The sequence below is a fragment of the Chitinimonas sp. genome, from assembly GCF_041904975.1.
Taxonomy (GTDB): domain Bacteria; phylum Pseudomonadota; class Gammaproteobacteria; order Burkholderiales; family Chitinimonadaceae; genus Chitinimonas.
This window is the reverse complement of the sequence record NZ_JAYRLZ010000102.1, coordinates 1-14253: the sequence shown is the minus strand read 5'-3', so window position 1 is coordinate 14253 and position 14253 is coordinate 1. Positions and strand designations below refer to the sequence as shown.

14 protein-coding genes are annotated in these 14253 nt (G+C 60.2%); 8 read left to right on the top strand and 6 right to left on the bottom strand.

What is annotated here, in order from left to right:
- A partial coding sequence (locus tag ACE3OH_RS11300) for a D-alanyl-D-alanine carboxypeptidase family protein (protein ID WP_374352261.1) occupies positions 1 to 284 on the bottom strand: 284 nt, incomplete at its 3' end.
- Positions 285 to 569: 285 nt separating this feature from the next.
- Between ACE3OH_RS11300 and ACE3OH_RS11295 the strand changes: the two genes are divergently transcribed.
- Complete coding sequence (locus tag ACE3OH_RS11295) at positions 570 to 1313, top strand: metallophosphoesterase (RefSeq protein ID WP_374352258.1); 744 nt, start codon at positions 570 to 572, stop codon at positions 1311 to 1313.
- A gap of 14 nt (positions 1314 to 1327) precedes the next feature.
- Positions 1328 to 2725 (top strand): protein kinase, encoded by a 1398-nt coding sequence (locus ACE3OH_RS11290; protein WP_374352255.1) that lies wholly within the window; start codon positions 1328 to 1330, stop codon positions 2723 to 2725.
- 6 nt (positions 2726 to 2731) lie between these two features.
- Here the strand turns inward: ACE3OH_RS11290 and ACE3OH_RS11285 are convergent, their stop codons facing one another.
- From ACE3OH_RS11285 to ACE3OH_RS11270, 4 genes are read right to left on the bottom strand one after another with little or no spacing between them, the layout of a single operon-like run.
- The gene (locus ACE3OH_RS11285; RefSeq protein WP_374352252.1) at positions 2732 to 4117 is read right to left on the bottom strand and encodes a 4Fe-4S binding protein; all 1386 of its coding nucleotides are present in this window, start codon (positions 4115 to 4117) and stop codon (positions 2732 to 2734) included.
- Positions 4114 to 4938, bottom strand: a complete 825-nt coding sequence (locus ACE3OH_RS11280; protein WP_374352248.1) for an FTR1 family protein — start codon at positions 4936 to 4938, stop codon at positions 4114 to 4116. The genes ACE3OH_RS11285 and ACE3OH_RS11280 overlap by 4 nt, the downstream gene beginning before the upstream one ends.
- A gap of 8 nt (positions 4939 to 4946) precedes the next feature.
- Positions 4947 to 5276, bottom strand: a complete 330-nt coding sequence (locus ACE3OH_RS11275; RefSeq protein ID WP_374352245.1) for a cupredoxin domain-containing protein — start codon at positions 5274 to 5276, stop codon at positions 4947 to 4949.
- 53 nt (positions 5277 to 5329) lie between these two features.
- Positions 5330 to 5872 carry an iron transporter gene (locus ACE3OH_RS11270; protein WP_374352242.1) on the bottom strand — a complete coding sequence of 181 codons (543 nt, stop codon included), beginning with the start codon at positions 5870 to 5872 and terminating at the stop codon, positions 5330 to 5332.
- A 236-nt stretch (positions 5873 to 6108) separates the two neighbouring features.
- Between ACE3OH_RS11270 and ACE3OH_RS11265 the strand changes: the two genes are divergently transcribed.
- The 5 genes from ACE3OH_RS11265 to ACE3OH_RS11245 all read left to right on the top strand — a co-directional run bounded on the left by ACE3OH_RS11265 (position 6109) and on the right by ACE3OH_RS11245 (position 12012).
- Positions 6109 to 6885: a ferredoxin--NADP reductase gene (locus ACE3OH_RS11265; RefSeq protein WP_374352236.1), complete on the top strand. Its 777-nt coding sequence runs from the start codon at positions 6109 to 6111 to the stop codon at positions 6883 to 6885.
- Between the two features lie 597 nt (positions 6886 to 7482).
- The gene (locus ACE3OH_RS11260; protein ID WP_374352233.1) at positions 7483 to 8256 is read left to right on the top strand and encodes a substrate-binding periplasmic protein; all 774 of its coding nucleotides are present in this window, start codon (positions 7483 to 7485) and stop codon (positions 8254 to 8256) included.
- 326 nt (positions 8257 to 8582) lie between these two features.
- Positions 8583 to 9695, top strand: coding sequence for an aromatic ring-hydroxylating dioxygenase subunit alpha (locus ACE3OH_RS11255; protein WP_374352230.1), 1113 nt, complete (start codon positions 8583 to 8585; stop codon positions 9693 to 9695).
- 289 nt (positions 9696 to 9984) lie between these two features.
- Positions 9985 to 11097 (top strand): helix-turn-helix transcriptional regulator, encoded by a 1113-nt coding sequence (locus ACE3OH_RS11250; protein ID WP_374352227.1) that lies wholly within the window; start codon positions 9985 to 9987, stop codon positions 11095 to 11097.
- A 48-nt stretch (positions 11098 to 11145) separates the two neighbouring features.
- Positions 11146 to 12012 carry a DMT family transporter gene (locus ACE3OH_RS11245; RefSeq protein ID WP_374352224.1) on the top strand — a complete coding sequence of 289 codons (867 nt, stop codon included), beginning with the start codon at positions 11146 to 11148 and terminating at the stop codon, positions 12010 to 12012.
- 12 nt (positions 12013 to 12024) lie between these two features.
- On the opposite strand, the gene nudC is transcribed toward ACE3OH_RS11245, so the two are convergent.
- A complete protein-coding gene (nudC, locus tag ACE3OH_RS11240) occupies positions 12025 to 12837 on the bottom strand; it encodes an NAD(+) diphosphatase (RefSeq protein ID WP_374352221.1) in 813 nt (270 codons plus the stop codon).
- A 90-nt stretch (positions 12838 to 12927) separates the two neighbouring features.
- Between nudC and ACE3OH_RS11235 the strand changes: the two genes are divergently transcribed.
- Positions 12928 to 14253 (top strand): methyl-accepting chemotaxis protein (locus tag ACE3OH_RS11235; RefSeq protein ID WP_374352218.1); only part of this gene is annotated, 1326 nt, incomplete at its 3' end.

The window sequence follows — 14253 nt, the reverse complement described above, 5'->3', positions numbered from 1 at the left end:
CTTACCTGCAATATGGTGTTCAGGTCCAAGCCTCCCGCCAGTTTGCGGCGGATGATGCCGGCCTGATAGTCGATGCTGCGAAACGCCGATACCAGCTGCAGCTCTACGCCTGCATCGAGGGCGGCTTGCCGCATGGCGATCCAGGCAAGGCCGGCCTCTGGCGTAGCAAACTGGTCGCGGCCGAGCAGGTCGACGCCGAGCGGCATCAGCAGGCTGGCTTGCTCCTGCAGAGCTAATCCGCGGCCGGCCAGGTAGGTTTCGGAAATGCCGAGTTCGGCAAGCAAGCGGGAAACGCATTCGGTGTATGGGCGCATCGGATCGAGCAGACAAGTGCAGTGGATCGACAGTGTAGGCGCCACTGGCGCTATGCTGGAAGCTAGTAAGGCTCTGAACGAATCGAGTTGCCGACTGGAGTAGCCGGTCCCGGGAAACGCGGAACTTGGGCGAACGTGGGTAAGCTATTGATTCCTTGTTGATATATCCCTCCGCCTCCGCATTGCGCGGGGGGGCGCGCTTTTTGCGCGTAAGTGGATTCGTTCAGACCTTCCCAATTCAACCGGAATGCCGCCATGTTGCTTGCCTTGCTGTCCGACCTGCATGCCAACCGCGAGGCCTTGAGCGCCTGTTTGGACGATGCCGCTGCCTTTGCCCCGGACCGCTATGTGTTCTTGGGTGACTATGTCGGCTATGGCGCCGATCCGGCCTGGGTGGTCGATACCGTGATGCACCATGTGGAGTGGGGCGCCTTGGCCGTGCTGGGCAACCATGATGCAGCGGCGATCGGCAAGCTGGCGACGCGCATGCATGCCGAGGCGCAGGCCGCCGTCGACTGGACGGCACAACAACTCAGCGACAGTCAGCGCGCGTTTTTGCATGGCCTGCCGATGACGGCACAGCAAGATGACTGCCTGTTTGTCCATGCCAACCCTTGGAATCCGGCTGGCTGGGAATACATTACCGGCACCGGCGACGCGCTGCATGCGCTCGATGTGGTGCCGCAGCGCCAGGTGTTTTGCGGCCACCATCATGACCAGGCGCTTTACCATCTTTCCAGCCTCGGCAAGTCCAGTCATTTCGTGCCGGTTCCCGGCCAAGCCATTCCCTTGCTGGGCAATCGTCGCTGGCTGGCCATCGTCGGTTCGGTAGGGCAGCCGCGTGATCACAATACGGCAGCGGCCTACGCCTTGTTTGATACCGATCAGCAACAGCTTACCTTTCGCCGCGTACCCTACGATGTTGCGTCGGCAGCGGCACGCATCCGTGCCAGCGGGCTGCCGCAATCCTTGGCCGGGCGGCTATTGCTCGGGCAATAGCCGGAGGGTAGTTGATGAGTCGTACCGAGCTTGCCGTCGGACAGGAGATTGATGGCTTTACCTTGCAAGAGCGCCTGTGCGTGGGCGGCATGGCCAGCATCTGGGCGGTCAGCCATCTGCAGCATCGCCAGGCACTGGTGATGAAGTTGCCGAAGCTGCGTGGCGAAGATGATCCGACTGCCATCGTCGGTTTCGAGGTCGAGCAGATGATCCTGCCGCGCCTGCGCGGCCCGCATGTGCCGCAGGTATTTGCCAGCGGCGACTTCACCGAGCAGCCCTATCTGGTGATGGAGCGTATTGCCGGAGAGTCGCTGCGCGCCCGGCTGGATCAGCTTCCCTTGCCGGTGGACGAGGTGGTGAGCCTGGGTGCGCGCATTGCCGATGCCTTGCATGATCTGCATCGCCAGCATGTGATCCATCTCGATCTCAAGCCCAGCAATATCCTGTTTCGCGACGATGGCACCGCCGTGCTGGTGGATTTTGGCCTGGCCCACCACGATCGACTGCCCGACCTGCTGGACGAAGAGTTCCGCCTTCCCTTGGGCACGGCGCCGTATATCTCGCCCGAGCAGGTGCTATATGAGCGCAGCGAGCCGCGCTCCGATCTGTTTGCCTTGGGGGTGACGCTGTACTACCTGCTCACTGGCGAGCGGCCATTCGGGTTTCCAGGCAGCCAGGCCGGATTGCGCCAGCGCCTGTGGCGTGACCCATTGCCACCGGTGTGCCTGCGAGCAGATTGCCCGCCCTGGCTGCAGGAGGTGATTCTGCGCTGTCTGGCAGTGGACCCGGCTGCGCGTTTCGCCAGCGCGGGTGAGCTGGCGCTGATCTTGCGAAATCCCGAGCAGCTGCCGCTGAGTGCACTGGCAACCAAACGCAGTGTGGATAGCCGCTGGCAGCGCCTGCGCCGCTGGTTCCGCGCCATGGGCCGCGAGACTCAGCCTAGCGGCAGTGCTGCCGCGCAGTTGGCACGCGCGCCGATCGTGATGGCGGCGGTGGACTTGACTGGTGGCGAGGATACGCTGGCCGAGGCGCTGCGGCGCAGTACGGCGCTATTGATGAGTGTGGCCGGCGAGGCGCGGCTTGCCTGCGTATCGGTACTGAAGACCCAGCGTATCGGCTTGGACTTCAACGAAGATGCGCAGGGGCGCAATCTGCATGTGAAACGCCTGGCGGCGCTCAAGCACTGGGCGGCGGCACTGTCGCTGCCTGCGGAGCGGATCACCTTCCACGTACTGGCGGCTCCCGATCCGGCCAGTGCCTTGATCGAGTTTGCCACGCAGAATCAGGTAGACCATTTGATACTCGGCGCGCGCGACAGCGGGATATTGCGGCGCCATCTGGGCAGCGTGTCGGCGCGGGTGGTCGCCGAAGCGCAATGCAGCGTCACCGTGGTGCGGCGGCCCGAGCGCTAGGCTGCTTTACCAGGCAACCAGCATCAGCCACCACATTGCCAATACCCCGCCCAGCGCCGGAGTGAGCAACAGAGCGGTACTCAGGCCGCGACGCGCAGGCTTGGCCTGCCGGTAAGCGAGCCACAGCGACCAGGTACTGGCGAGACCAAGCAGGGTGAATCGTGCCGGTGTTAACCAGGTAAAGCTGATTCCTTCGGCTTTCAATAGGGTTACGGTCAGTGCGGACAGGCCAAGAATCACGCCGATGCCTGCCAGCGGTGTCAGCGTGTAAGCAAGGCGGATGGTGTTGGCGCGCCAGTTGCCGCCCTGTAGCCGTGCCGCCAGTGCCAGCCATAGCAAGACCCAGCTACCCAGAAGCATGGCAATGGTGCAGATATAAGCGATGATCATCGCACCATCGAGCCAGGTGAATACATCGTTACGCTCGGCATAGTGGGTAAGCAGCCACCATGGCGCATTGTCGGCAAGCGGCCAGAAAATCTCGTGATTGACCAGCCACTCGGCCGCTGCTTGCTTGCTGCTGATAAACCACGGGCTTGCGGTCCACTGGAATGCGCCGATGGCGACACCCAGCAAGCCATACACCACCAGCAGCAAGTCCCAGCCGGATGCCTGCTTCTCGGTGAGCTCGACAATTTCCCGGTTTGGTGCACGCACCATCAGGTTCACCGCCTCGCGATGACCGGCGCAGCGACCGCACATATGGCATTCGGACGGGCCTTCCATGCGGCGGATGTCCACTAGCGGTGCGCAGTTGATCGGAATCACTTTGCGCGCCGGCGCGTCATTCCATTGCTGCCGATCAACCTGCATGTAAAAGGGCGACAGCTTGGCCAGCAGGCCGAATACCCCATTCACCGGGCACAGATGCCGGCACCACACCCGCTTGGCGCGGCCATACAGGTAGCCGATGATCATGGCGGCGACGGTCGAGCCGCCCAGCACCAGCAAGGCAGCCTTCGGATACTGGTAGACGCTGACCAGCTGGCCGAAGATGGTGGTCAGGCAAAAGGCGACAAAGGGCCAGCCGCCCCACTTGAGCCAGCGCGGAATCGGCCGGCCACGACCCAGGCCACTTGCCCATTCCGATAGTGCGCCTTCTGGGCAGAACACGCCGCACCAGCTGCGTCCGATCAGCACCATCGAAAGCAGCACGAAGGGCCACCAGATGCCCCAGAACAGGAATTGCGCCAGGGTGGTCAGATTGTTGAGGATGCGGGCATTGTCATCCGGCAATGGCAGGAAGGCCGGTACCAGGATCAGGAACAGATAGCAGGCCACGACCAGCCACTGTGTGGTGCGAATCAGCTTCTGGTGTTCGCGCAGCCATAGTCCGAAGGCGGCAATGCGCGGGGCGAGGCGATGCTCTAGCCGCAATGAGGGGCCGTTCATGCGTGACCAGGCTGTCGGCTGCGCGCCGGCAAAAAGCGTACGCCGATCACCAAGGCCCAATAGCCCAGATAGATCAACAATGCGGCAAGGGTAGGATGAGCGCGGTAACCGGTGAACGAGGCAACAAAATTGCCGAAGCGGCTGCTGTCATCGAGCAGGCGGGAGCTGTCCCACACTTCGTCGATACCGGTCGGCAGCCAGCCCAGATTGATCATCTTTTCGGCAGCGCCAATGACCAGCGCACTGGCCAGCAAAAGCAGCAAAATCTCGCTGACCCGGAAGAAAGTACGCCAGGAGACGATCTTGCTGCCGCGTTGCAGCGCCCAGAAGGTCAGGTAGGCGAGCAGCAGACCGAGGCCCACGGTCAGCAGCCATTGGCCGCTACCATGGCCCTCCAGGCCGAGGCCGTACAGGAACACCACGGTTTCCGCGCTTTCGCGTCCCACGGCCAGTGCCACCACGGTGAGCAGGCCCCACCAATTGGCGGTTTCCTGGTTGCGCGCCAGATCGTTTTCCAGATCGCGCTTGAGGGTGCGGCCGTGCCGGCGCATCCAGAACACCATCTGGGTAATCAAGCCGGCAGCCACGGTCATCATGCCCAGCTGGAAGTATTCGAGACCATCGGCGGACAGATTGCGGATCACCCCGAGCATCACCAGCGCCAGCAAAATCGCCAGGCCCAAGCCTGTGGCGACGCCGCCCCACAGATAGCGCATGCCGACCGAAGGGTCGGGCTGTCGGCGCAGCCAAGCGTACAGAATGCCGATAACCAACATGGCCTCGGCCGACTCGCGCCAGATGATGAACAGAGCATTGCCCATGGCGTGACCTATTTGGCGATCAGCTCAAGCTTGCCGGCCTGAGGATGAAACTCGTCGATAAAGCTGTAACTGCCCGGACGCAGCGGATTGAGCACCACGAATGATTCCGCCTCGGGCGCCAATACCTTTTCGACACGTAACTGCAGGTTCTCGAATTCGATTGGCGTCTTGCCCTGATTGCTGATCTCGATCTTGATGCGCTGTCCGGCCGGCACTTCTAGCCGTGCCGGACTCAGCTTGCCGTCCTTGGCGACGACCTTCACGGTAAAGAGGCCTGCAGCGAAGACGTGGCTGGCAAACAGACCAACGAACATGAACTGGGCAAGCAGGCGGGGCATGAAAGAACTCGATCAGTTAATAGGGTAGGAAGTGGCGCAAATCAGCCCAAGGCTTAATAGCCGCCCTTTTTGCCGATGCCGGCGAACACGAAATCATACTGAACGGTAAATGGCTTGAACCAGGGCGCTACGCCGGTTTCCTTGTCGACATGGCGGCCAAAGTGCGCATGCGGGTTGGCATCAGGCGCGGCAATGGTCAGCTTCAGCGTGTATTTGCCCGGGCCTTGCAGTTTGACATTGTCGCCATAGTGCGGGCCGTCGTTGGCAACCATAGGCATGAAGTCACCGCTGATCTTGTCCTTGCCACCGACCTTGCTGATTTCATACTTGACGTTCAGATACGGCACCCAACTTCCTTCGGGGAAGCCATTGGTGTTGCCGGCCAGGGCGCGGATATCGGCTTCCATATGGACATCCGATTCTTCAGCTTTGCGCATCATGCCGTCCGGCTCCATTTTCACCGGTTGCAAATACACCGCAGCGATTTCCATACCGCCGGCCTTTTGCGGCTTGCCGATCGGGTATTCCTTGGCTTGGGCGGTAGAACAGAGCAAAGCGGCGAGCAACAGGGGCAGGGCGGCAGTGTGAAGTTGCATGGTTTCTTTCGAATGGCAGAGGTACTTTGGCGCGGATCGTTGCAGCATAGTCCGCTTCGATCCATTCAATTAATCCGGTCGAAATTATAAATGAGAATGACTATCGTTGTATACTCTGCCGCCTCTGCCCAACCATATTCCGTTTGGCTGTCAGCAAATGCCGCAATGGTTAGGGAGGCATTTGGATAGTTTGTTAAAATCGTCGGCTGCCATCATTTCGGGTTTGTCAATTCACCATGTCTACTATTGCTACCGAACGCGTCCTCAGTGTCCATCACTGGAACGACACCCTGTTCAGCTTCACCACCACGCGCGACCCCGGGCTGCGTTTCGAAAATGGTCATTTCGTCATGATCGGCCTGCAGGTGAACGAGCGCCCGCTGATGCGTGCCTACTCGATTGCCAGCGCCAATTACGAAGAGCACCTGGAATTCTTCAGCATCAAGGTACCAAACGGCCCGCTGACGTCGCGCCTGCAGCATCTCAAGGTGGGCGATGAATTGCTGGTCAGCCGCAAACCGACCGGCACCTTGGTGATCACTGATCTCAAGCCCGGCAAGAACCTGTTCCTGTTCGGCACCGGCACCGGCCTTGCGCCATTCATGTCCATCATCAAGGACCCGGAAACCTATGAGCACTTCGAAAAGGTGATCCTGTTCCACGGCGTACGTTTTGTGAACGAGTTGGCCTATGCCGACTACATCCAGAACGAGTTGCCGAAAAACGAGTTCTTCGGCGATGTGATCCAGGAAAAACTGATCTACTACCCAAGCGTTACCCGCGAGGAATTCCGCAATCAGGGTCGCCTTACCGATCTGATCGAAAACGGCAAGCTGTGCGAGGACCTTGGTCTGCCGCCACTCAATCCCGAGACTGATCGCGCCATGATGTGCGGCAGCCCCAGCATGCTCAAGGACACCGCAGCGCTGCTCGATGCGCGCGGCTTCAAGGTGTCGCCGCGCATTGGCGAGCCGGGCGACTATGTGATCGAGCGCGCGTTTGTGGAGAAGTGATTCCATTCGCAGTCTGACTCAGTAGGCCCGCCTTCTGCGCAATGATGTTTTGGCAGGCCTTCAATGCCAAGCAGCTACTTCTGGAGTATCCGGTGTCAGTTAACTGACATCGGATTTTTTCGCCTATCCAATTAGTTGCTGCTCGACCTCGGTGGCAGGTTCAATTTCTCTGATTGCAGCACCCTCATTCAACTGGAGCTTCGGGGGGGCGAGCCGGGCCCAGGGTTGTCTTCGGTTGCAAGCCTTCTGAGAATCGATCCAAGCCTGCTTCCGCAGCGGTGGGCGCCTTGCCATGCCTCGGTCGGCGCGCGTCGTGCGGTGGTTCATGGATCTCCGTCCCCGGCCTTGAAGACCCTGGATGGCTCACTATCGAAAACTTGTTGCCCCATTGATCGTGAGGCTGCTCCGATTAAGGAGACACTGAACAGTTCGACTATTCAACCAGTCTCGCCAGTCCAGGATCTCGCGGTACATGTTATGGTGGTTGAGAACCGGTTTCAGTTCGGAGCCTCTCCGGGCTTTTAGACGATGTTGATCAAATATCGGTCACCTCCTGAGCGGCTTTCTGTAGCTATAAACTGAACAGGGGGTGAAGATATGATCCGCTTTCTGCTCGTCTGTTTTTTGCTCGCGGTAGTTCTGTTTCCCGCTGTTCAGGCCGAAACTCGACCGACATTGTTAGCGTTTTGCGCTGAGGATCAGGATGCGTACCCGTGGCTGCTGCAAGATGGCGGCGGCCTCAATGTGACCATGATCAATATGGTGGCTCGACAGATCGAGATACCCATCCGGATCGAGCGCCAACCGTGGAAGCGCTGTATGGCCATGTTGCAGGCCGGGCAGTTTGATGGTGCTTTCAAGGCTAGTTTTGTGGAAGAGCGCATGGCGTTCGGCCAGTATCCGATGCTGGGTGGCAAGCCAGATCCTGCGCGGCGGATGATGAGTGAGACTTACCATTTTTACCGGCTTAAAGGCGCATTGGTTACTTGGGATGGCACGCAACTGAGCAAACTGGATGGTCCGGTAGGGGCGCAATCCGGTTTTTCGATCGTGAGCTATTTGCGGGGAATGGCGTTGGAGGTTTCTGACTCCACCAAATCGGTCGAGGCCATCTTGCGAATGTTGGAAGTCAAGCGTCTGGGCGTGGCTGCATTGCAGACCGGTGCAGCAGAGGCTGTGCTCAGAAAGAGTCCCGATTGGCAGCGAAAGATTGAACGCATCGAGCCGGCCATCCAGACCAAGCCTTATTACCTGATGCTTAGCCATGCGCTGGCGCAGCGCTCGCCCGCATTGACCAAACAGATTTGGGACGCCGTGGCTACCGTGCGTGAATCGCCCGACTACCTGCGTGAGGCAGCTCGAATCGACTAAGCTGGTGGGTGGCTATGTCCCTCATTTCACGATGGATTTTTCTACGTTTCCCTTGCCATGCCAGAAGGATTCGGCCAGAATCCGCCCCTCGTAATTTAGCGCTGCGGCACCTCGCCCAGCGCGGGTATTAGGGTGTCTAACGACACGCCTGGTGCTTGCCCCAAAGGGCCATGAGGCTAGGGAGCGGGGAAATCTCCTCTCCGGCGCCAGCGCAATGCCGGTGTCGACTCGTAATCCATCAAGGCAAGACGTTCTTAGACCTTCGGGTGTTGGGGCGCCTGTCCGCTTGGATTGCGCCTCACCCTGACTACTTGGGGGTGTGGGATATGTCCAACTTGGAATCTCGCCATCTGCTGCGCGCAGCTAACGCGCAACTACCAGTCTCGGTGTACTTCGATGCGGAGTTTTACCGGCTGGAACAAGAAATCCTGTTTGCTCACGGACCGAAATACGTTGGCCATGAACTGATGGTGCCCAATATCGGCGACTATCAGGTGCTGGAAATGTACGACCGCGGCCGCATGCTCAAGCGCACCGAGGCTGGTGTGCAGCTGCTATCGAATATCTGTCGCCACCGCCAAGCCTTGATGGTCGATGGGCGCGGCAATAGCAGCCATATCGTTTGCCCCTTGCACCGGTGGACCTACGACAATCAAGGCACCTTGATCGGTGCACCGCATTTTCCCGACAAGCCTTGCCTGAATCTACCCAATACCCGTCTGCAAAGCTGGAACGGCATGCTGTTCGAGCTCGGCACCGGCGGGCGCGATGTCGAGGCTGACTTGAAAGACCTCGGGGTCGCCCGCGATCTCGACTTCAGCAACTATGTGCTGAACCGGGTGGAAGTGGATGTGTACCAGGGCAACTGGAAGACCTTTATCGAGGTGTATCTCGAGGACTACCACGTTGACCCGTTCCACCCGGGTCTCGGGCGCTTTGTCGAGTGCGACGATCTGAAGTGGGAATTCGGTGACTGGCATTCGGTCCAGACTGTGGGCATCCACAACGCCCTGGCCAAGGCCGGTTCCAAGACCTATGCGGAATGGCACAAGCAGCTATTGGCCTTCAATCGCGGCGAGGTGCCCAAGCATGGCGCCATCTGGCTGACCTATTACCCGAATGTAATGGTCGAGTGGTATCCGCATACCCTGGTGATTTCGACCCTGCTGCCCACCGGACCGCGCGAGTACAAGAATATCGTCGAGTTCTATTACCCGGAAGAAATCGCCCTGTTCGAGCCGGAGTTCATGGCGGCCGAGCAAAAGGCCTATCAGGAAACCGCGGTTGAGGACATGGAGATCATCCGCCGCATGGAAGAGGGGCGCAGCCTCCTGTTCAAGGAAGGGCGCGATGAGTTCGGCCCTTACCAGAGCCCGATGGAAGACGGCATGCTGCATTTCCACGAGTTCATGCGCCGGGAAATGGGCGAACACCTGTAGCCGCATGGCTGGCAAATGAAAAGGGCACCTTGCGGTGCCCTTTTCATTGATTGCGCTTTGGCTTTGTATTTTTGCTGCCGGATGATTCCGGCTTATGGCTTCCTCCTCCCCGGGGCTTCCTCCTCCTCCCCGAGCGATTGGCGCCATTTTCCTGCTCTGCCCGTGGCTCGTCATCCTCCAAATGGAGGATAGCGATAAGAAAATTAGGAAAAGCTTGAAGAGGCGGCCTTGCTACCGCCACAATGCCGACACACAAACGACCAGAAGCCGCCGGGGGAGCGGACCGTCGATGGGCGATATCAAACAACGGGCCTACGATGCCCTCGTCACTACCATACACACGGTTGTTCTGGAGCCTGCTCGCTGGGATGCCTTGCTCAAGCGCATCGCCGATACCGTCAATGCCGATTCCGCTGCGTTTTACCTGCGCGACAAGCTCAGCGGTATTGCCAGTCAGTGCAATCTGGTGGGATACCCGGAAGCCTTGACCCTGTGTTTTCAGGACGCGGCGACCGAAGTTGATCCATGGACGCGCATTGCGCTGAGAGCCAATGTGGGCGTCTGGGTCAGCCAGACTGCCTGTTTTGATGACCGTCGCCTGAATCCCGATACCGCAACCATGCTGGCTCGCCTTGGTTTGTCACGACGCAGCGCCATTGCCTGCCGGGTATTCGATGACGGTCGCAATGAGGCATTGCTGGGTTTTCAGCGCGATGCCGGGGCGGCACCGTTTGCCAGGGAAGATAACGAGCTGCTGTCGCGCCTGTCGCAGCACCTTGAGCTGGCTTGCCGCCTGTCCAGCGAGTTTTCGCGTCTGCGTCTGCAGGCGGCGGTGGCGCGTCAGGCGCTGGATCGGCTTGCGACGCCTATCTGGGTGCTGGATGTCGACGGAACCATCCTGTTCGCCAACCATGCTGCGCAGCAAGGCCTGCCTTGCCTCTCGGTCAAAAAGGGACGGCTGCAGGCGGATACGTCGCCAGTCAGTACCCGGCTTGCCTCCTTGTTGGCGCAGGCTACCGGCCCCAAGCCGCGTAGCGGCGCACTGGCGCTGGATCATGAGGAAGGCGGGCGCCACACGGTGCTGGTAGCCCCCTTGCCGCCGGAATCACCACTGGCGGCCGACTGGCGGCGCCCCTTGGTGTTGTTGATGGCACATAACCCGATGCTGAGCGATGCCCAGCCCCTGGAAGTGCTATCCGCGCTGTATGGCCTGTCGCCGGCCGAATGCCGGCTGGCGTCCTTGCTGCTGGAAGGCTGTTCGCCGGCAGAGGCGGCCGATCGCTTGATGGTGCAGGTTTCCACCATCCGTACCCAGCTCAAGTCGATGTTCTGGAAGACCGGAACCCATCGTCAGGGCGAGCTGGTCAAGCTGCTGTCGGGAGCGCTGTTGTTGAAAGCTTGAGGCAGATATTGTGACTGGCCGGATGCGCAAGCCGATACAATGCGCGCCATGCCGCGTCTACCCCGATCCCTGATGCAGTCCGGTTCATTCTGGATGCTGGTGGCCTCCTTGCTGTTTGCCTGCATGGGGGCCTTCGTCAAACTGGGCGCTGCCTATTTCAGCACGGCAGAGTTGGTGTTCTATCGCTGCTTTGTCGGCTTGCTGGTGGTGGGCGGCGTGGTCCTGATGCGTGGCGGCTCGCTGAAGACGCCGGTCCTGGGTACCCAGCTGACCCGCGCCATTGCCGGCACCCTGTCGCTGATGCTGTATTTCTACGCGATAGCCCATTTGCCCCTCGCTACGGCGGTTACGCTCAATTACACCTCACCCTTGTTCCTTGCGCTGCTCACTACCGTTTGGCTGGGCGAGCGACTGTCGCTGAGCCTGCTCGGCGCGGTACTGCTGGGTTTTGCCGGGGTGGTTTTACTGCTGCATCCGACTTTTGAGCGGGACCAATGGTTTGCCGGCCTCATGGGCCTGGCTTCCGGCTTTGGTGCGGGCATTGCCTATCTGAATGTACGGATTCTTGGCGAAGCCGGCGAGCCGGAATGGCGTACCGTGTTCTATTTCTCCCTGGTCGCCTCGCTTGGCGGGGCGGCCTGGATGCTGTTCGGTCGTTTCAGCCCGCTTACCCTTCACAATATCTGGCTGGTAGCCGGGATGGGGGCCAGCGCCACCGGCGCGCAGCTGGCGATGACGCGCGCTTATCGCAAGGGGCGCACCCTGGTCGTGGCCAGCCTTGCCTATACCACGGTGGTGGGTTCCAGCCTGTTCGGCATGGCGATTTGGGGCGATCGCCAGGGATGGATGGGCTGGCTGGCCATGCTGCTGATCATGGCCAGCGGCGTGTGGACCCATCGCGCCAGTCGTGGCTAAGCTGGCCGTTTGCTAGCCGATATCGGGTCCGCCCATGGCTTTGACTTGATCGCGGATCAGATAGCCGGAAATACTGAAGCGTGGCGGAATCGGCGGCAGCGCATCCAGCGCGAACCAGGCCGCATGCTCGATCTCGCCGGGCTGCGGCACGATGTCGCCGCCACACCAGCGGGCGCTGAAGGCCAGCATCAGGCTGTGCGGGAAGGGCCAATTCTGGCTGCCGTAATACTGCAGATCGACGACATCGACGCCTACCTCTTCCTTGACTTCGCGCTCTACGCATTCTTCCAGCGATTCACCCGGTTCGACAAAGCCGGCAAGGGCGCTATACACGCCCGGGGTAAAGTTGGGAGACCGCGCCAGCAGAACCTCGCCTTCGCGCCATACCAAGCACATCATCGCCGGGCTGATGCGCGGATAGGCCAGATGGCCGCAGCTTGGGCAAACGCGGGCGCGCTCGCCGGATTTGTGCACAGTGGCCGTGCCGCATACGCCGCAAAAGCGATGGGCACGGTCCCATTCAATGATTTGTCCGGCCCGCGCGGCAATCATCATCAGCTCGTTCGGCAGGGCCATCATGGCGGCACGCAAGGGTGCCGCCCGGAAACCCTCCGGCACTGCTGCCACGGTCAGACTCCAGCAGTCATGCTGCCCCAGGCGTCCCAGGTAATGGGCCTGGGTGAGATCGAATGCGCCGCTAGCGAGCGGCAAGAACGGCGCGGCTTCATCGGCGGGTAGTAGCAGACGGCCGTCGCAGAACACGAAATGGTAGGCCTCGGTCGAGGCGGGCTGCAGCAAATGGTTGGCGGGGTTGAAAAGGGCCATGGCAGCGGAAGGGGGAAGCAAAGTGTCGAGTATACGCCGCGTTGCAGCATCGCCTATAGTGGGCGTTAGCCTATGCCCGGGGGGTGCGCCATGCCATCCATTCGCGATTGGTCGCTAAAGACCAAGCTTCTGGCCATGTTTTTTGTGGCCAATCTGATTACCGGCATTATCTACACCGGCTATTCCTACTACCTGAAATCGGCCGCCATCATTGCCAGCGTCGATGGACGCTTGAGCGGCGCGGCGCATGCTCTGCCGTTCCTGCAAAGCGAATCCTTTTTCCAGCGTTCCAGCCAGAGCGAGGCATCGGTATCCGATACCGAGTACACCAGCAATGGCGTGCGCCTGCGCGAGTATGCCGATAAGGCCGGGCTTGCCCATCTGTATGCGCTGAGCAAGGTGGATGGCAAGCTGGTTTACCTGAGCGATGCATTCAGCGAGGCCGACAAGAAGGCCAAGCGCTATGCGCCGCACTTCAGCGTACTGTCGGTGGAGCGTAGCGGCGTCAGCGAGACATTGCGTACCGGTGCCAAGGCTTATGACGAACACAGTGATCGCTGGGGAGACTATCGCTCGGTCTATATCCCGGTAAAAACCAGCCAGGGCCTCGTCTATCTGATCGGTGCCGATATCGCGGTCGATGATGTGGCGAGCGAGCTGCGCCTGACCCTGGTCAAGTCACTGGCCATTGGCCTCGTGGGTTTCATCCTCGGTATGGCGCTGTCTTATGTATTGATTAGCCTGCTGGTTCGCCGCGTAGCCGGCATCAATCACACCATCGATATCATTGCGCGCGACAAGAATCTGACCCTGACCATGCGGACGCAGGAGCAAGACGAGCTGGGGCAGATCAGCCGCAATCTCAACTCCCTGATCGCCAGTTTTCGCGGTGCGCTTGGTCAGGCCAAGGCGGTGGCCGGCGACAATGCGCGCTTGTCACAGGAATTTGCCGTGCAGACGCGGGCGATTTCCAGTGATACGGTCACAGCGGCCGAGGGGCTTGGCGAAGTGACCCGGCGTGCCGACCAGATCGCCGAAGCGACGGCGAATTCGGCCGAGCATGCCGCCACCTTGCATGCCGATATCGGCAAGGTCAGCCAGCAGCTCGATCAGGCGCGAATGCAGATTGTGCAGATGAATGCGCGCATCTCGGCAGGCGCTGCCGCCAATCATGAATTCACCGCGGCCTTTCAGAGTCTGGCTGCCAATGTGCGCGACGTGACCGGTGTGCTCAAGACCATTGCCGAGGTGTCGGAACAGACCAATCTGCTGGCACTCAATGCCGCCATAGAAGCGGCACGCGCTGGTGAAATGGGGCGCGGCTTTGCTGTGGTGGCCGACGAGGTAAGAAAGCTCGCCACCCAGACCAAGGATACGCTGGGCAAAACCAATAGCATGGTGGAGCGCATCCTTGCC